This is a genomic window from Paraburkholderia acidiphila, from assembly GCF_009789655.1.
In the GTDB taxonomy this organism is placed as follows: domain Bacteria; phylum Pseudomonadota; class Gammaproteobacteria; order Burkholderiales; family Burkholderiaceae; genus Paraburkholderia; species Paraburkholderia acidiphila.
Window position 1 is genome coordinate 953,075 of the sequence record NZ_CP046911.1, and the last position, 16,454, is coordinate 969,528.

The following is a 16,454-nucleotide window of genomic DNA, read 5'->3' on the forward strand; positions in this document are numbered from 1 at the left end:
CCGCGAATCCGGTCGCTCGTTCGTGATCAATCGACGGAAGCGGCGACACATTACGCCAAACATTCTCAAACATGTAACACAGCACGACTGGTTGCGAGGCGGGGTGCTCATTTACGCGGCGCAGCGGCTGGTCTGCACTCTCGATCCACGCATTAATCTATTTCGTGTTCTGGGCACGGCATTCCTCATACATTTTCAGGCCAACAACCGTAATTCCCTGATTAAGCGGTGAAAATTGGCCTATGCGAGCTCGAATCCGTTACCTGAAGATGGCCTCGTTATCGTCAATAAACTTTCAATTTCCTTTTTATTTAACGAAATCGAAACGGTGTTTTATCGCCATAAATGCGATTGTGTCATGGTTACCCCTTACCATCTGTCGCGACGTTTTCACGCAACCTGGCCTGGAGAACAGTATGGATCTGGCAAGAATCCGTCGCGATGCTTTCGCGATGCCCATGCACAACCCCGCGTATCCGCGGCCGCCGTTTCGCTTCGTCAATCGCGAATATTTCATCATTACCTACGAGACCGATCCTGATGCGCTGCGCGCCATCGTGCCGGAGCCGTTGAAGCCGGAAAACAATCTCGTCCACTACGAATTCATCCGCATGCCCGACTCATCGGGTTTCGGCGACTACACCGAAAGCGGCCAGGTGATCTCCGTGCGCGATCCGCAAGGCCGTCTCGCGAATTACACGCATTCGATGTATCTCGACGACGAAGGCCCGATTGCCGGCGGACGTGAGATCTGGGGCTTCCCGAAGAAACTCGCGCGCCCCGTGCTCGCGGTCGACGGCAACGACACGCTGCTCGGCACGCTCGATTACGGCACGCAGCGCATCGCGACCGGCACGATGGGCTACAAGCATCACGTGCTCAACAATGAAGACGAGCGCCGCAAACTCGCCGACACGCCCAACTACCTTCTCAAGATCATTCCGCACGTGGACGGTACGGCGCGCATCTGCGAACTCGTGCGCTTTTATCTGCGCGACGTGACCGTGCGTGGCGCATGGAGCGGGCCGGCCGCCATCGAATTGCATCCGCACGCGCTCGCCCCCGTCGCCGATCTGCCCGTGCGGCGCGTGGTCGGCGCCCGTCACGTCATTGCGGACCTCACGCTCGACATCGGCGAAGTCGCCTTCGACTATCTCGCCGACGCATCGAACCACGGCGCGCACCGCGGTGCCGCCTTGGGCGAAGCCGAAACCGAGATCGCCTGATTTTTTATATATCGCTTTTAGTAAGGAATACGTATGTCTTTGAAAGATAAGGTTGCCGTTATCACGGGTGCCGCCAGCGGCATTGGCGAACATTGCGCGCGCACGTTCGCGAGCCAGGGCGCGGCAGTCGTGATCGCCGACCTCAATCTCGCCAACGCCGGCAAGGTGGCTGACAGCATCGTGGCCGCAGGCGGCAAGGCCCTTGCCGTGGCGATGGATGTGACCAATGAGGAAGCCGTGAACGCGGGTATCGACGAAGCGGCGAAAGTCTTCGGCGGCATCGACGTGCTCGTGTCGAACGCAGGCATCCAGATCATCAGCCCCGTAGACGAGTTCCCGTTCGCCGACTGGAAGAAGATGCTCGCGATCCATCTCGACGGCGCGTTTCTCACCACCAAGGCCGCGCTCAAGCATATGTACGCGAGCGGCAAGGGCGGCTCGATCGTCTACATGGGCTCGGTGCATTCGCATGAGGCGTCGAAGCTCAAGGCGGCGTATGTGACCGCGAAACACGGCCTGCTCGGCCTTGCGCGCGTGGTGGCGAAGGAAGGTGGCCCGCGCGGCGTGCGCGCCAACGTCGTGTGCCCCGGTTTCGTGCGCACGCCGCTCGTCGACAAGCAGATTCCCGAGCAGGCCAAAGCGCTCGGCATTTCGGAAGCGGACGTTGTCAAGAACGTCATGCTCAAGGACACCGTGGACGGCGAGTTCACGTCGCTCGACGACGTGGCCAATACGGTCGCGTTCCTCGCGGGCTTCGGGTCGGCGGCGCTGACGGGCCAGTCGGTCCTCGTCACGCACGGCTGGTCGATGCACTAAGCGACAAACGAACAAAGGGAGAACGTATGCTCAGCAGCAAACTAACCGCACGCACGGAGCGCAAGCCGTTTGAGCTGCCGCGCTACGACGAAATCGCCCTTGTTTTGCAGGGCGGCGGCGCGCTCGGGTCGTATCAGGCCGGCGTGTTCGAAGGGCTCGCGCAGGCTGGCGTCGAGCCGCATCGCATCGCGGGCGTGTCGATCGGTGCGCTCAATACGGCGATCATTGCGGGCAATGAGCCTGCGCGGCGCGTGGAAGCGTTGCGCGGCTTCTGGGAGTCGATTTGCCATCCCCTCGACTGGCTCGGCAACCTCGGCACCCTCGCCATGCCGATATTCAGCCATCAGGAACTGGCGCGCCGCTGGGCCAGCATGTGGGCCGCGGGCCGTGCGCTCACGGAAGGGCAGCCTGGCTTTTTCTCGCCGCGCCGCCCACTGCCCATTGCAGGCTGGCACAAGGCGACGCCGAATACGGTGAGCTACTACGACACCGCCGCATTGAAGTCGACGCTGCAGCGTTTCGCCGATTTCGACCGTATCAACGACGGCCCGATCCGTGTGTCGGTGGGCGCCGTGAATGTGCGCAGCGGCAATCTCGTGTATTTCGACAACGCGAAAATGCGGCTCGAACCCGAGCACTTCATGGCATCCGGCGCGCTGCCGCCGGGCTTTCCAGCCGTGGAAATCGACGGCGAGTATTACTGGGACGGTGGCCTCGTGTCGAACACGCCGCTCACGGAGGTGTTGCGTGACGCGGACCATAAAGACACGCTCGTATTCCAGGTCGATCTCTGGAGCGCAAGCGGCAACGTGCCCGCCGATTTCATGGACGTGGCCGAGCGGGCCAAGGACATTCAATACTCCAGCCGCACGCGCGCCATCACCAACATGCTTGCCGATCGGCAAAAGCATGCGCGCTTTATCAAGGAACTCCTCGAGCACGTCCCCGCCGAGGCGCGCCGCAACGATCCCCTCTTCCGGCTCGCCGAGAATGTGGCCGACGGTTCGTCGATCAACGTGGTCCATCTGATCTACAAGAACAAGCCCTACGAAGGGCATTACAAGGACTACGAATTCAGTGCCGACACCATGAAAGAGCACTGGTCGAGCGGCGTCGAAGACATTCGCGCGTCGTTTTCGCATCCGGACTGGTTCGCGATCCCGAGCCGCGAGCAAGGCTTCGTCACGCACGACATCCATCGGCGCGCGGGCGAGGTGCCCGAGTCGGATCGCGCCGAACTGAGCGCCGGGGCCTCGGGACAGGTGGATCTGACTCGCAAGGTCGCGTAAGCGGCAGGCGCGCAAAGTCACAGCGAGAGCGGTCGACCGTCGCGCGTGATATCATTCGCGCGCGAACTAAATTGCTCAACTTTGTCTGCCGCGAAATGAAGCACCGCCTCGTCTATCTATTGAATGTCGGACAGCGTCGCCTGCAACGGTGGTCGCAAGCACGCGCGGCCAGTGGCGGCGTGACAGCCGCGCAAGCGGGGCTGCTGTTCTTTCTGGGCGAGAGCAACGGCGCGCTGATGAGCGAGGCCGCTGCTGCGCTGGATCTGGGCGCACCGGGAATGAGCGGGCTCGCCGAGCGCACGGAAAAAGCCGGCCTGATCGAACGGCGTGCCGACGAGAACGATGGCCGGGCATCGCGCCTGTGGCTGACCGAGGCCGGGCGCGCGGCACGCCAGCGGTCGAAGCTTCGCATGAAGGACTTGAACGCGAAGCTGACCGAAGGATTTACCGAAGCGGAAATCGACGTTGTGGCGCGGTGGCTAACCAGCCTGCAGACCAGGTTTGCGCTTGCCGAAGACGGCGACGCGTAGCCTGGGCCGCAGCCCGCCGCATTGCATTGCTTAGTGATGCGACACTTTTGAGAAGTCCGGCTTGCGTTTTTCGGCAAAGGCCGCGAATGCCTCCCGTGCCTCGGCGCTCGTCAGCCGCTCCTGGAACTTGGCGCTCTCGCTATCCATCTGCACAACCAGCGCTTCGGCATCGCGCATGAGCTTTTTCATGGCGCTCAGCGAGCCGGCCGGCTTCGCGGCAATTCTTTCTGCCATCCTGCGCGCGTCATCCCGTAGCTGGCCATTTGCACAGACCTTGTTCGCGATGCCCAACGCAACGGCGGATGGCGCGTCGAGCGGCTCGCCCAGCGCAAACATTTCGAAGGCCCTGACATGGCCGATGCGCAGCGGCAGCAGCCAACTCGATGCCGCCTCGGGGACGAGGGCGAGATTGACGAAGGGGGTGATGAGTTCGGCGTCTGATGCGAGCAGGACATAGTCGCAGTGCAGCAGAATCGTGGTGCCGATACCGACTGCCTTGCCCTGGACAGCCGCGATGATGGGCACGCTCGACTTCGCCAACGCGTGCAAAAAGCGATGGACGTGTCGTTCACCCGGCCCCTTTCCCGATGCGATAGCGGCGAACTCGCCCACATCGTTGCCCGCGGTAAACATGTCTCCGTCCCCTTGTAGCAGCAATACGCGAATCGTGCTGTCGTGCTCGGCACGCTCGATAATGTCCGCCAGCGTGCCGTACATCGCGTTCGTCAACGCATTCTTCTTGTCCGGTCGTGCAAGCGTAATGGTCAGTATGCCGTTGGCCTGGTCGACGTGAATTTCCGCAGTCATCATGCTCTCCATGAATTTACTTTGCATGCGAATTATATAGATAGTTCGCATGCAAAGTAAACCAGTGCGCCACGCTTGAAATGTTAGTAGACGTATCAACCGTATGCGAATGACACGAGGCCAGCCTGCCGGAAATCTAGAGTGGAGCCTCAAACCGCGCTGCCCGGTCGCAGGCTTCGAGGCGATGTAATCCTATTCTTTGAGATGCCCCGAGAAACCCATCGCACAGGAGCCGCCACGTGGACACCATCCAACCCTTTCGCTCAGGATCGAAAGCGACACCGTCTTTCCACCTCGCGCACGTTCGCTCCCTGATCAGGTGCCCTGGCACGGGCGGCGACGCCGTCGATCCGGCTCGAAATAACATGGCCCTGAACTACGAAGATCGCGTGGCCGGCGAAGTGAGCGTAATCCTGCCGGGTGGGAGAGCAAGCCACGCGCTTGCCTTCGAATCCCCGGCCTGCGACGAAGTCCCTTCGCACCGCCTTGCACACGGTGTACTGAATGGGATCACCTATTGGTTCCGCTGTTCCGACGCGCCGGGAGTGCGTGACGATGCGCCCTGTTTCCGGGCGTATTTTGATTGCGAGGGAACGTGGTTCTTCTTCTACACCCAGGACTGCGCGCTGCCGTTCGGGGCAGAGGTCAGCTTCTCCGGGTACGCCCATGGGGCGGCGTGGAGCGTCGCTAGCGCCGCGTGAAGGGGACGGACTGCCATTGAGCCGCTTTGCCGGCGCACGGTTGAGGGTTTTCCCGAGCGTCAGGCACGGCAACATTGCCAATGGTTGGACAACGGCGGACGTGCTAGGCTTTTCTCCAAACAACTCCGGAGACTGCGATGCCGTTCATCTGCGAAAACGTCGAATGTCGTGCCGTGCTGGCTCGCGGGCAGGTCAGATCCAGTCACGAGGATGCGGGCTGGTGTTTCTACTGCCCGGACTGCCAGGCGAGGAACGAGTTGAAAGATATCGGCGCACCCGGCGGTCCCGTCGAGCTGGTTCAGCCAGAGCGATCCGGCCCTCCGCACAAGATCATTGCGAGGGCTCAGCCATTGGAGGACGGCAGGTACGCGGCCCAATTGCGCGTGCAGCGAGCGCTCGCGAAAAGAGGGACCTACGCGGTCGAGGAGCGCTGGGAGCAACTCGGCGTATTTCCTGATGCGCAAAAGGCCGTGGCGCATGCCAATACTTTTGCCGCCGAGTTGTTGAAAGCTTAGTCGTCCATACCGAGCCGAATCGCGGCGTTATATTCAACACGCTAATCGATGGCTGGCCCACGGCCGTCGATTAGCGCGGCACGGCAAACCGATCGCTATCACGGCAGCCAGGCATCGACCGAAAGCCTCACCGCGAAGCGACCGTACCAACCACACCGGATTTCGGCACCCCAACCTCATCATCCGCTTCGAGCGGCGCCTGCAAATCCCGTTCGTCCAGCTCCCAGACGACAAGCTTTGGCGGCGTCTGCGCATACGCCGCGCTCGCGAAATAAGCGCGCGCCGCGCCGCCAAACTTGCCGCCCTCGCGCGCGAAATTCCCCACGCCCTTGCCCAGCGCCAATGCCAGTTGAGGCACGAAATCGGACGTTGTCGAATACGAGGTGCCGATCACCGCGATCGTCGGCAGATCCCCATCGCCGAACAGATCGTCGGCCGACGCAGCCGTCCGGGCCACATGAAGGTAACTGCGGCCTGTCACGATCTCCGCTCCCGGTTGCCAGGACACCGGCAACGCATCGAGGCCCGCCAGTCGCACAAGGTCGCCAGGCCGACGGGCGGCCGGCTTGTCGGCAATGCGGTAGCCGGGCTGGCTCGAACCGCTCGAATCCGGCGGCTCGCCCATCGCCCGAATGCGCTGCGCGACCGCCTGCGCGGCGGCGCCCGCGCCGTCCTGGGTCCAGTGTGTGTCGGTCCGGAAGAACGCGTCGCCCGGCACGCTGCGCAGCGCTGCAGCCAGGTCCACCACCGGCACGCCAACGCTCGCCAGACGCGATGTCCAGTCAGACAAGCGCGCATTCAGCGATGCAGGCCGATAGAGCCCGCACAGGTGTTGCGGCTCGATGCGCGACTTGTCGGGCACCACGGCGACGACCAGCGCGATACCGCGACTCGCCAGTTCGCGCTGTACGGCTGCGACCGTGGCGGCGCGCGTCGCGAGATGGCGCTCGCCGTCGGCGTACACGTTCAGTTCGTCGCGCAGGAACAGCCAGCCAGGACAGCCCTGCCGCACGCGCGGGCCCAGATCGCCCACCGTCAGCCAGCCCAGCGCGCGCTGCATGCGGGCGGCGTCGGTGGCGATGGCCGTGTCGGCCATGCGGCTGGCAAGCTCTTTCGACACGGTGCCGTCCAGCATGCCGGCGCGCGTGAGCGCGTGAGGCAACAGCGAAGCCGTCGTCGAGGCGAACCGTATATTGAAACCGAGGCCCGCGAACAGAAAGCCCATCAGGATGACAGCAACGACCTTGCCGGCGCGCGTAGCGGGCAATTGCGGTAGCGGCTTGGGATCGTCCATGGCGTCAGAACTGGAAATAAAGGAACGGCACCGCGCCGCGCGCGACGATCAAGCCGAACGACAGCAGAAAGCCCGCGAGCGGCCACACGGCTTGCGACAGCCTTCCCAGCGCCGTGTTGCCCAGACTGTCCCAGCGCGCTTGCCAGATCGGCAGCAGCACACAGACGACGCCAAGCGCGGCGGCCAGCACATGCACAGGCCGCAGCAGCACGAGCGTCGCGTCGCTCAGGCCAAGGCCGTTCAAGCCGAACTGGCCTCGGTACATGGCGAGCGCCGCGTGAAAGCCCACCGCGCGAAACAGCGTCCAGGCCAGCATGACGAAGATGAGCGTCAGCACGTGCGACAACGCGAGCGGCACAGCCGGCAGGCCGGCGCGGCGCCACAGGCGTGCCACCGTCAGCGCCATACCGTGCGCGATACCCCACAGCAGGAAGTTCCAGCTATCGCCGCCGTGCCATAGACCCGCGATGGCCATGGTCAGCAACAGGTTGCGGCAGGTTTGCCATTCGCCGTCGCGGTTGCCGCCTAGCGGGATATACAAGTAGTCGCGAATCCAGCTCGAGAGCGATAGGTGCCAGCGGCGCCAGAAGTCCTGAATGCTGCTCGCGAGGTACGGATGGTTGAAGTTCTCGGGAAAGCGAAAGCCCAACATCTGCCCGAGGCCGATGGCCATGGCGCTGTAACCCGCGAAATCGAAGAACAGCTGCAGCGTGTAGAAGCCGCAGCCTAGCCACGCGTCCGCCAGCGTGGGCGCATGCATGGCGAAGATCGCGTCGACGATGGGCGAAAGCGTGTCGGCCACCAGCACCTTCATGCTCATGCCCACCATGAGCCGGCGCGCACCGGCCGCGAATGCGTCCCAGTCGACCGTGCGCGACACCAGCTCGTGCTTGACCCAGGCATAGCGGATGATCGGCCCGGCAATCAGGTGTACGAACATTCCCTGATAGGCCCCGTAGCGGATCACGCTGCGGTCGGCCGGCACCGTGCCGCGCTGCACGTCGATCAGGTACGAGACGGATTGCAGCACGATGAAGGACAGCCCGATGGGCAACACGACGTGTTGCCAGGGAATCGGCCCCGCATGGCCTGCAGCGAGCACGTTGTCGAGGCTATCGACCACGATGTTGGCGTACTTGTACCAGCACAGGATCGCGACGTTCACGGCGATGAAGACCGCCAGCCATCCACCGCGTGCCCTCGCGCTCGGCGCCCTGTCGATCACCACGCCGCCAAGCCAGCCGCAGAACGTCAGCGCAATGAACAGCAGCAGAAAGACCGGGCTCCACCAGGCGTAGAAGAACCAGCTGCAAAAGAGCAGCACACCGTTGCGCCAGCGTGCGGGCGACACGACATAAATCGCGAGGAAGGCCGGCAGAAACAGCGTCAGGAATTCGAGGGACGCGAAGACCATGCGTTTTAGCGGCTCACCGCGTCGTTCGCGAAGAAGATGCGCGACTGCACACCCGCCGGCACGAGAAACACCGTATAGCGCTGTCCCGCCACGAGCGTGCCCAGACTCAGCGGCTGGCCCACCGGCTGGCCCGCGCACGACAGTTGAACGGACAGCGCGACCGGATTGACCTGGCGGCGCTTGCCCTGCCCCGCGGCCACACCGTCGAGCAGCACGATGTCGCGGCCAGGCACTCTCAGCGTGGGCGCCGCACAGCGCGCATCGAGGTTGTAGAAGCCCACCGAGGCTTTGAGCGCATTGAAATCGTCCGGTTTTTCGCGCACCGTGACGACCTGCGAGCGAGCGCCTTTCTGCGCTGCGTCGAGCGCCACGATGCTGACGAACTCGCCCGGCTGCACGGTCGCGCTCACGTCCTCGCGGGCACCGCCGGCCGTCAGCGTGCCGGCCACAGGCTTGCCCGCGGCGATCGGAAAAAAGTGGCTGGCCGGGCGCGCGGCATCGAGCGTCAGGCGCGCGTTCGAACCTGCCGAACTCACGTCCACGGGATGCGATCCGCCATCGACGAAACGCACGAACGATGCATCATCCGCGGGCCCGGTTGGGTACAGCGGGATATCGGCGGCCATGGCCGGTTCGATAACAGACTGCGCGGCCAGCGCGAGGCCAGTCAGCGCGAGGCCGCGAAGCACGAAACGCAACGGCTGGGAAAGGACTTTTTTCATTGTTCTTCCAAACTTTCGATGTGGCCAGGCGGCGGCGCGTTACTTGTGCTGCTGCACGACCGGCAATTGAACCAGCGCCTTCATGATGTCCGCGCCCCAGTACTTGTAGCCGGTCGTCGTCAAATGCTGACCGTCGACCGTCGCCCATTCGCCCGGCTTCGAAAACGTGAGCGAATCGATGTACTGGCACGGCGCGACATTGGTGGCGAGGAACGACGAAAGCTGCTTCACGCGCGCAAAGGTTTTCTGGTACTTGCCGCCCTCGGAGCCCCAGGCCGGCCCGACCCAGACGCACGCCGTCTTATTGGCGGCCAGGTCTTGCGTGAGCGCCGTGACCTGCTGCCACGCCCAGCTCTTGGGAAAATCGTCCTTGCCGTATCCGCCGATGGTGTCGCCTTCGACGATGATGACGAGGTTGGCCTTGTTCGCGGCGACCAGCTGATCGATCGGCTGGGTCTTCGCGTTGTGATCGACGACGAGCGGCGACTTGCCGTTGCGCGTGGCGCCGCCGCAGGTGCCGGGCACCGACTTCACCCAGTCGCCCGGCGCACTGCCGCACACCCCATAGGTATGGACCCGCGCGCCAGCGGCGATCAACTGGTCCTGCAAGGTGTCGATGAGATAACCCGGCTCGCTCAAATGGCTATCGCCAATCATGAGAATGCTGAGACCTGCAAGTACGGAAGCAAGCATGAATCTGTGACTCCTGAAAAACGATCGATGTGCTATCGATCGGGCTACTGATCGTTGTAATGCGACTGGTAAGGCATAACTGGCATGTCCAGCGACTTCGTCTGCGGTGCGAAGCTAAAGCGCAGATACAGCCCGGCTACCCACTGGCGATAGCTGGACGCGTTGTTGGCCCCCACGGACGCGCCGCCCGTGAGGTGATTGCTGAAGCGGTATTCCGCCGCGGCCAGCAGGTTGTAGCCGATGCCGGTTTTGGACTGCGCGGGATGAACCGCGCCATCGCCTAACTCAATGCGCGAAGCCGACGATTCGGCCTGCGCCTGCAACCCGCTGTCGGTCGGGAAATACGGTACGCCGTCCTGGTGGTAGTACTGCAGCCCTGCGGACCCTTGCAGCTTGTAGGTCCAACGATCCGAGCGCTGCGCCCACGTGACCGGCACGGTGAACGCAAAGAAGCGCTGCGGACTGAAATAGCCGCCGTTGCCGTAAGTGAAATTGTTTTCGTTGTGGCGGTAGAACTCGCCGCTCAGGTTCATGCCTACGGTCAGCATGTTGTTGGCACTGCGAAGCAGGTACCAGTACGTGCCCGCACCGACTTCCGCGCCCGCGTTGGACTGGACGTTGTGGCCGTCGAGGTACTTCAGGGAACCGTAGCCGTAGAAGCCGTATTCCTGATTGTCGAGGCCGATCGCGCCGTGCAGCCCGTTGGCGGTGACGCCACCCCAGCTCAGGCCCGAGCGCGCATCGGTCGAACCGGCGAACGACGTGATGCTGTCGGTCACGGCCCGGCGCGACACGCCCGCGTTGAACCAGCCGCTCTGCTGCGAGCCGATGGCGCTCTTGAACGACACGCCGCCGACCACGTTGGTGTACTGGAAACCCAACGGCGTCGTGCCGATGTCGAACGCCCACTTGCGTGTCTCGAAGCCCACGCCCAAACCGACGCCATGCGCGCTCTGCGCGCCGGGCGCGGCGACCGTGCCGCTTTTCTGGTCCTCTGCCGCCGCTGGGCCACCGCCGAACTGGCTGCTGCTGTAGACATCGGTGCCGAGCGTGCCGCCGTCGAGTTCGACTGGCGTCACGCGCAACGACAGCTTGCCGTTGCCGACCGGCAGCAAGGCTTCGAGCGGCTGCTGCACATTCGTCAGTTGCGACGTTCCGCCGACGCTGTTGTTCGACGAGACGAACAGGCCGCCGCGAATTTCCGGCGAGCGCTCCGAGCGGATGTCGTCGAGTTCGTTGCGCATGTCGTCGAGCGAAATGGTGCCTTCCTGAGGCGCGCTCGCGGCCACGGCGTCCTGCGGCGCCTGCGCACCGATCGGCGTGCCGGCCACCGTAGGCAGCGCGGACGCACGCGCGGCCGAGCGCTCGCCAGCCGCCGTGGACGCCGTTGCAGCCACGAGAACGGGCGCCGTTCCCGCGTCGTTCGCGAGCGCGCCATCGGACGCGGCGCCTGCGCCTCCCTGCGCGGCGAACGCCGTGGCAGTGCTCTGGCGAGCGTTGCGAACCGCGCGACGGCGGCGATCGTCGTCGTGCACGAAGGGATTGCCCGCCACATGAACGCCTTGCGCCTGCACGCCAAGCCGCTTCTCCTTGGCGGCGATGGCCCTAACCAGCAGCGCCTGCGCGTCACGCGTGTTGCCTTGCATGACGTAGACGCGCGCGGCGCCCGCCAGCACGTCCGGATCGTTGGGCGCCTTCGCTATGGCCCGTTTCAAGGCTGCGTTCGCGACGCTGCCCTTGCCGGCCTGTACGGCCGTCATTGCCACGCCCAGTTGCAGCCCCGGATTGTCGGGGTCGTTCGCCGCCGCCTTCCGATAGAGCGATAGCGCTTTGCCGTACTGCCCGTCGGCGGCATACATGCGCGCGAGCGCGGCGTTGGCGAGGCTGTCGTTGGGCCGCTTCGCGAGAACCGGCGCGAGCGTATCGTAAGCCTGCGCAAGATCGCCCTGCTGACGCTGCTGTTCGGCGAGCCGCACGGCGTAGAGGTAATTCAGATCGTCCAGTTGGCGGCGCTGGTCCGCGGTCAGCGTCGCGCCCTGCAGTCCGCGCATCACGTCCTGGGCCTGGACGTTCTGGCCGGTCTTGAGCAGCAGGCCCGCATAGGCCAGTTGCACATCGGGACCGCTGCTCTTGAGGCCGCCTTTCGTCGAATCGAGCATCAGCCCATGCATCAGGGCCATGGCGCGCGGCAGATTCCCGGCGTCCACCCAGGCCTGGGCGAGCGCGCTCACCCGTGCCGGGTCCTTGCCCGCCGACGCTTCGAGCCGCGTCAGCATGTTGCGCGCGTCGTCCAGATTGCCGTCGCGCGCCAGTTGCGAGGCTTGCGCCGCCACTGCCTGGAAATCGATCTGCTGTGCGGTCGCGACCATGTTCGGCGTGCGCGCGGCAGTGGGGATGCGCGCCATCGTGTCCTGCGCGCGCGTCCAGTCGCCCATTTGCATCGCCAGCAGCGCGCTCGCGTAGAGGGCGTCCGGATTGTCGGGGTTCGAGGCCAGCAGGCCGTCGACGAGTTCGCGCGCCTCGTCGGCATGGCCCTGCCTCAGTTCGAAGCGCGCCAGTTCCAGACGGATCCACGGATTGTCGGGATCGGCGCGCTGCGCGTCTTCGAGAATGCGCTGCGCCGCGTCCAGATCGCCGCGCTGCTCGGCGGCGTCGGCGCGCCCCGAGGCGACCGCCGCGCGCAGACGATCGAGACCGCCGACGCCGGCCTGCTGTTCCGGCGACATGCCGTCGACCCACTTCTGCGCCTCGTCGGCGCGCCCCGTTGCAGCGAGGATATCGACGAGCCCGCTCACCGCCTCGCGGTTGTTCGGGTGTGCCGCCAGCACCTCCCGATAGACTTTTTCGGCGTGGGGCAGATCGCCCTGCGCCGCATACAGGCGGGCCGATGCGTTGCGCCCGCCCGGTTCGGCCGGGTCCATGCGCAGCGCCTGATCGAGCTTGCTGCGCGCGGCGGCGTAGTCGCCCACGCTTTGCGCGCCTTCGGCCTGATTGACGAGCAGCCAGTAGCGCGCCGAAGCGAGCGCCTTGTTCCAGTTGGCCCCGGCGCCCGGACGCGCGACGGCGCGCGCGAGCAGCGTCTGCGCCTGCGCCAGATCGCCTTGTTGCATGCGCACCAGACCCAGGCCGCCGAGCGCGTCGGTGTCGTTGGGTTTGTCGCGCAGCACATCGGTGAAGCACTGTTCGGCGGTCGTGATGTCGCCCGCCTTGAACGCCGCGAAGCCGCGCGTCAGGCGGGGGTCCATGACCGGCGCGGCAGCGGCGGCACCCGGCGCGCGCGGCGAGAGCAACTGATGCCGGATCTCGTCGTCGTCGGGATGCAGCTTCAGATAGTCCTCGAACCACGACCGGTTCTTCGGCGTGGGTGTGACCCAGGTCAGCACGGAGCGCCAGGCTTCCGTGGCCGCGCCGCCGATGTCCGGACGCACGGCCAGTTTTTCGAGCAAGGCGACGCCGGCCGCGCGTTCGCGTTCGTCGCGCACTTGATGCTGCGCCAGCGCCAACTGGGTATACGGATCGTTGGGCGTCTCGGTGTTCAGGCGCGTCAAGCCCTGTATGGCCGGGTCCACGCCCCCCTCCGTATAGCCGAGGAAGGTGTAGTACTCGCGCGCCACGCTGCCTTGCGGCGGCTTGCCGCCCAGCGCCTTGTCGTATTGCGCCATCGCCGCGGCCAGCGCTTTCGGGTCGTTCTGGTTGACGGCGTCCTGCGCCATCTGGCGGGCTTTGGCGAACGTGGACTTGCCGGGCTCCACGGCAAGACGCAAGTCCTGCTCGAGCAGCGGCACATAGCGGCTGTCAGGCGCGGCGGCACGCAGTCGCGCCAGATAGTCGTTGGCGACCGAAAACTGCTTTTTGCCGATGGCGATCGACCCCATGCCGTAGAGGCCTTCGGGCTGCTTCGGGTCGGTCAGCAGCAGTTTCGACCAGGACTGTGCGGCCAGATCGGGCTTGTCATGCGCCTGCCAATAGCGGCCCTGCTCCAGCAGCATTCTGGAACTGGCGTCCTGCGCCCACGCGGGGTGGCTGACCGAGGTGAGCAACAAGCCCAGAACACAGACCTGGCTGCGGCTGACTAACATGAAGGTTTCCTGATTATTGTTGCGCGTGCTGCTTTTCGCGCAGCCGCGCCTCGGCCGCTGCATCGCGCCGTGCCTGACGGCGCCGCAAAGCGACGAACCCGAGCGCCGCGAGCAGCGCGAGCGCGGCGACACCCAGCGCCTTGAGCAGCGAAGCCAGCGACAGTCCGAGCGAAGCCAGCCACCAGTCGAGGCCGCGCCAGAGGCCGAGATGCCCGACGTAGTAGGTGTGCTCGCCCACGAGCGAATCGACTTGCTGGCCGCGAATCGACACGAGGCTGCCCTGGATCGGCTGCTTGTCGTAGTTCGGCACGCCCAGCAGCGCCGCAACCGCATCCTTGAGGCCCTCGGGCTGATTGCTGACCAGCATGACCACGCTGCGGCCCTTTTCCTTCGGCGACTCGAACCCCGCCAGCACGGCGCTCACGCCAGGCCCCGTCCAGGCAAGCGAAAGGCGGCCAGGCGCCGTGTCCAGACGCGGATTGGAATGGAACCACCCGCGCACGCGGCCCGGCAGATCCGAGAGCGAAAACTGCGCGCCGTGGTCATAGGCTGCGGGCATGTACGGCGCCCAGTCCTTGAGCCACGCTTGATCGGCGCCCGTGGCGATCACGAGCAGATCCTTCGCCGCTGGCATGGCGTCGATACGCTGGCCGCGCAGCACGGTGACGCCGCGCGCCGGATAGCCGGTCGACTCGCCCATGCGGCCCATGACGGCCAGGTACGTGCTGTATTCCTGCGGCCCCGCATTGGCGCCGAGCACCACGTCCGTGTCGGACAGGTCGGCCATGCGCGTGAACGGGAAACCCGCCTGGGCGAACGCGGCCAGATTCGGCATGGCGATGTAATGCGGATACGTCGACAGATCGATCGTCGATTCAGGATCGATCGCGCCGCGCACGTTGTCGATGATGATGTCGCGGCACTCGCCCTGCTTGATGTAGTCGTACATGTAGCGGAACTGCAACTGCGTGTTCGGCTGCAGGAGCGTTTCCAGCGGCACTTCCAGTTTCGCCTGGCGCGGCAGGCTGCTGTCGGGCAGCACTTCGGCGCGCAGCTTTTCGCCGCCTTCGAGGCGCTCGAGCGGCAACAGCGGAATCGACTTCATGAACTGGTCGCTGACACTGAAGAGCAGCGACGAGTTGACCATGTACGGCTGCGGCGTGTAGCGGTAATGCAGGTCGATCGGCACGTTGGGCGCATGCCAGCCGAACAGGTCGGGCGGCACGCGCGTACCGATGCGGATGAGGTCGGGGCTGTAGCCCGACACGCTCAACTGTTTGGTGTCGATCAGTTCACCGAACGACACGGGACGGTCGGTGCGCAGCCAGCGCGGCGCGTCGTAGGGCTTGCGCGGCGCGAGATCGGCGAAATGCGTAATGAGCGCGCTTGCGCCCGAGAGCGTCTGGCTACCCGTGACCAGCGCATCGGCCGCCTGTTTGAGTTCCTTGCCGTCGCGACCCATGACGAGCAGCAGCTTGCCGTTGGGATCGTTCGGGTTGCCGACGATGGCGAGCGTCGGCCCCTGCAGCGGTGCGCCCGCGAGCGCCGCCTGCGGCGCGCCTTCCACGATGACGACCGCGTTGCCCTGCGCAGGCACGGTGGAGAGCGACACCGGGAAGTCCGCGCCGCGATAGCTCGCCAGTGCGCCGAACCACGACGACACGGCGCCGGCCGCCTCCAGCGCGGCCGCATCGGGATTGCCCGCGAACACAACGGGCAAGTTCAACCGGCGGATGTCCTGGCCGTCGAAGAACGGCTTCGGCAGGCGCACCAGATCGTTCGCCTGCGCGAGCGGCTGCGTGTCGAGGCTCAATGTGCTTTCGTTGCTGATGTTGGCCCACAGGCTCGAATGCAACGGGTCTTCGCACTGCGTGGTGTAGTGGCCGATCAGTTGCAGACGCAACTTGCTGTTCGAGGTGAACAGATACGCCGGCAGCGCGATCGTGCGCTGCAGGCTCGCACCGGCCGTGTCCTTCGGCACCGCGATCGAAGCCGCCACCTGGTCGTTGACCAGCACGTTGATGTGCGAGACATCGGGCAGCAGAGCCGGCGAATACGCATAGCGCAGGTTCAGGCGCGCACCGCTCACGACCTGATCGTCGCGCACGCCGACCGGCAGCGTATTGCTGCCGTCGACGCCGCGCAGGTTGAGCGCGTATTGCGCACCCAGTTGCCGCAGCGACCAGGTCACGGTCGACGACGAGGCAGCCGTGGCCACCGCGGCCGCAGCGGGTTGCGTCTGTGCGCTGTTCGCGGCATTGCCGCTTGCCGTGGCCTGAGCGTGCGCCGCCGTAGCGAAGACGCCCCCGAACAGCAGCGCCGGCAACGCCCGCCATGCAGGCTGTACGGTCATGCAACGCGCGAGGCG

General features: G+C 65.0%; 13 protein-coding genes. 6 read left to right on the plus strand and 7 right to left on the minus strand.

Annotated elements, in window-relative coordinates; all coding sequences use genetic code 11:
• Positions 1–416 precede the first annotated feature (416 nt).
• The 4 genes from FAZ97_RS28600 (at position 417) to FAZ97_RS28615 (ending at position 3,861) form a co-directional block, all read left to right on the plus strand.
• On the plus strand, positions 417–1,226 hold the full coding sequence (locus tag FAZ97_RS28600) for an acetoacetate decarboxylase (protein WP_158762095.1): 810 nt from the start codon (positions 417–419) through the stop codon (positions 1,224–1,226).
• 33 nt (positions 1,227–1,259) lie between these two features.
• Positions 1,260–2,042 (plus strand): 3-hydroxybutyrate dehydrogenase, encoded by a 783-nt coding sequence (locus tag FAZ97_RS28605; protein ID WP_158762096.1) that lies wholly within the window; start codon positions 1,260–1,262, stop codon positions 2,040–2,042.
• A gap of 26 nt (positions 2,043–2,068) precedes the next feature.
• A complete protein-coding gene (locus FAZ97_RS28610) occupies positions 2,069–3,331 on the plus strand; it encodes a DUF3734 domain-containing protein (protein WP_158762097.1) in 1,263 nt (420 codons plus the stop codon).
• Positions 3,332–3,426: 95 nt separating this feature from the next.
• Positions 3,427–3,861, plus strand: coding sequence for a MarR family winged helix-turn-helix transcriptional regulator (locus tag FAZ97_RS28615; protein ID WP_158762460.1), 435 nt, complete (start codon positions 3,427–3,429; stop codon positions 3,859–3,861).
• 30 nt (positions 3,862–3,891) lie between these two features.
• Here the strand turns inward: FAZ97_RS28615 and FAZ97_RS28620 are convergent, their stop codons facing one another.
• Complete coding sequence (locus FAZ97_RS28620) at positions 3,892–4,668, minus strand: enoyl-CoA hydratase-related protein (RefSeq protein WP_158762461.1); 777 nt, start codon at positions 4,666–4,668, stop codon at positions 3,892–3,894.
• Between the two features lie 239 nt (positions 4,669–4,907).
• Here FAZ97_RS28620 and FAZ97_RS28625 point away from each other — a divergent pair, with 239 nt between their 5' ends.
• Complete coding sequence (locus FAZ97_RS28625; RefSeq protein WP_158762098.1) at positions 4,908–5,369, plus strand: hypothetical protein; 462 nt, start codon at positions 4,908–4,910, stop codon at positions 5,367–5,369.
• 137 nt (positions 5,370–5,506) lie between these two features.
• Positions 5,507–5,884: a hypothetical protein gene (locus tag FAZ97_RS28630; protein WP_158762099.1), complete on the plus strand. Its 378-nt coding sequence runs from the start codon at positions 5,507–5,509 to the stop codon at positions 5,882–5,884.
• A 127-nt stretch (positions 5,885–6,011) separates the two neighbouring features.
• Here the strand turns inward: FAZ97_RS28630 and FAZ97_RS28635 are convergent, their stop codons facing one another.
• From FAZ97_RS28635 to bcsB, 6 genes are read right to left on the minus strand one after another with little or no spacing between them, the layout of a single operon-like run.
• On the minus strand, positions 6,012–7,178 hold the full coding sequence (locus tag FAZ97_RS28635) for an alginate O-acetyltransferase AlgX-related protein (protein ID WP_158762100.1): 1,167 nt from the start codon (positions 7,176–7,178) through the stop codon (positions 6,012–6,014).
• Positions 7,179–7,182: 4 nt separating this feature from the next.
• Entirely contained in the window at positions 7,183–8,592 is a 1,410-nt protein-coding gene (locus FAZ97_RS28640; RefSeq protein WP_158762101.1) for an MBOAT family O-acyltransferase, read from the minus strand.
• A gap of 5 nt (positions 8,593–8,597) precedes the next feature.
• Entirely contained in the window at positions 8,598–9,314 is a 717-nt protein-coding gene (locus FAZ97_RS28645) for a cell division protein FtsQ (RefSeq protein WP_233271861.1), read from the minus strand.
• A 39-nt stretch (positions 9,315–9,353) separates the two neighbouring features.
• The gene (locus tag FAZ97_RS28650) at positions 9,354–10,007 is read right to left on the minus strand and encodes an SGNH/GDSL hydrolase family protein (RefSeq protein WP_158762102.1); all 654 of its coding nucleotides are present in this window, start codon (positions 10,005–10,007) and stop codon (positions 9,354–9,356) included.
• Between the two features lie 44 nt (positions 10,008–10,051).
• Positions 10,052–14,086 carry a cellulose biosynthesis protein BcsC gene (locus FAZ97_RS28655; protein ID WP_158762103.1) on the minus strand — a complete coding sequence of 1,345 codons (4,035 nt, stop codon included), beginning with the start codon at positions 14,084–14,086 and terminating at the stop codon, positions 10,052–10,054.
• Between the two features lie 13 nt (positions 14,087–14,099).
• Positions 14,100–16,439 carry a cellulose biosynthesis cyclic di-GMP-binding regulatory protein BcsB gene (bcsB, locus tag FAZ97_RS28660; protein ID WP_158762104.1) on the minus strand — a complete coding sequence of 780 codons (2,340 nt, stop codon included), beginning with the start codon at positions 16,437–16,439 and terminating at the stop codon, positions 14,100–14,102.
• Positions 16,440–16,454: the final 15 nt, after the last annotated feature.

Excerpts from the sequence above, each read along its gene's own strand:
- FAZ97_RS28600 (WP_158762095.1), top strand. The coding sequence starts at position 417 with ATGGATCTGGCAAGAATCCGTCGCGATGCTTTCGCGATGCCCATGCAC.
- FAZ97_RS28605 (WP_158762096.1), top strand. The coding sequence starts at position 1,260 with ATGTCTTTGAAAGATAAGGTTGCCGTTATCACGGGTGCCGCCAGCGGC.
- FAZ97_RS28610 (WP_158762097.1), top strand. The coding sequence starts at position 2,069 with ATGCTCAGCAGCAAACTAACCGCACGCACGGAGCGCAAGCCGTTTGAG.
- FAZ97_RS28615 (WP_158762460.1), top strand. The coding sequence starts at position 3,427 with ATGAAGCACCGCCTCGTCTATCTATTGAATGTCGGACAGCGTCGCCTG.
- FAZ97_RS28620 (WP_158762461.1), bottom strand. The coding sequence starts at position 4,668 with ATGACTGCGGAAATTCACGTCGACCAGGCCAACGGCATACTGACCATT.
- FAZ97_RS28630 (WP_158762099.1), top strand. The coding sequence starts at position 5,507 with ATGCCGTTCATCTGCGAAAACGTCGAATGTCGTGCCGTGCTGGCTCGC.
- FAZ97_RS28635 (WP_158762100.1), bottom strand. The coding sequence starts at position 7,178 with ATGGACGATCCCAAGCCGCTACCGCAATTGCCCGCTACGCGCGCCGGC.
- FAZ97_RS28640 (WP_158762101.1), bottom strand. The coding sequence starts at position 8,592 with ATGGTCTTCGCGTCCCTCGAATTCCTGACGCTGTTTCTGCCGGCCTTC.
- FAZ97_RS28645 (WP_233271861.1), bottom strand. The coding sequence starts at position 9,314 with ATGAAAAAAGTCCTTTCCCAGCCGTTGCGTTTCGTGCTTCGCGGCCTC.
- FAZ97_RS28650 (WP_158762102.1), bottom strand. The coding sequence starts at position 10,007 with ATGCTTGCTTCCGTACTTGCAGGTCTCAGCATTCTCATGATTGGCGAT.
- FAZ97_RS28655 (WP_158762103.1), bottom strand. The coding sequence starts at position 14,086 with ATGTTAGTCAGCCGCAGCCAGGTCTGTGTTCTGGGCTTGTTGCTCACC.
- bcsB (WP_158762104.1), bottom strand. The coding sequence starts at position 16,439 with ATGACCGTACAGCCTGCATGGCGGGCGTTGCCGGCGCTGCTGTTCGGG.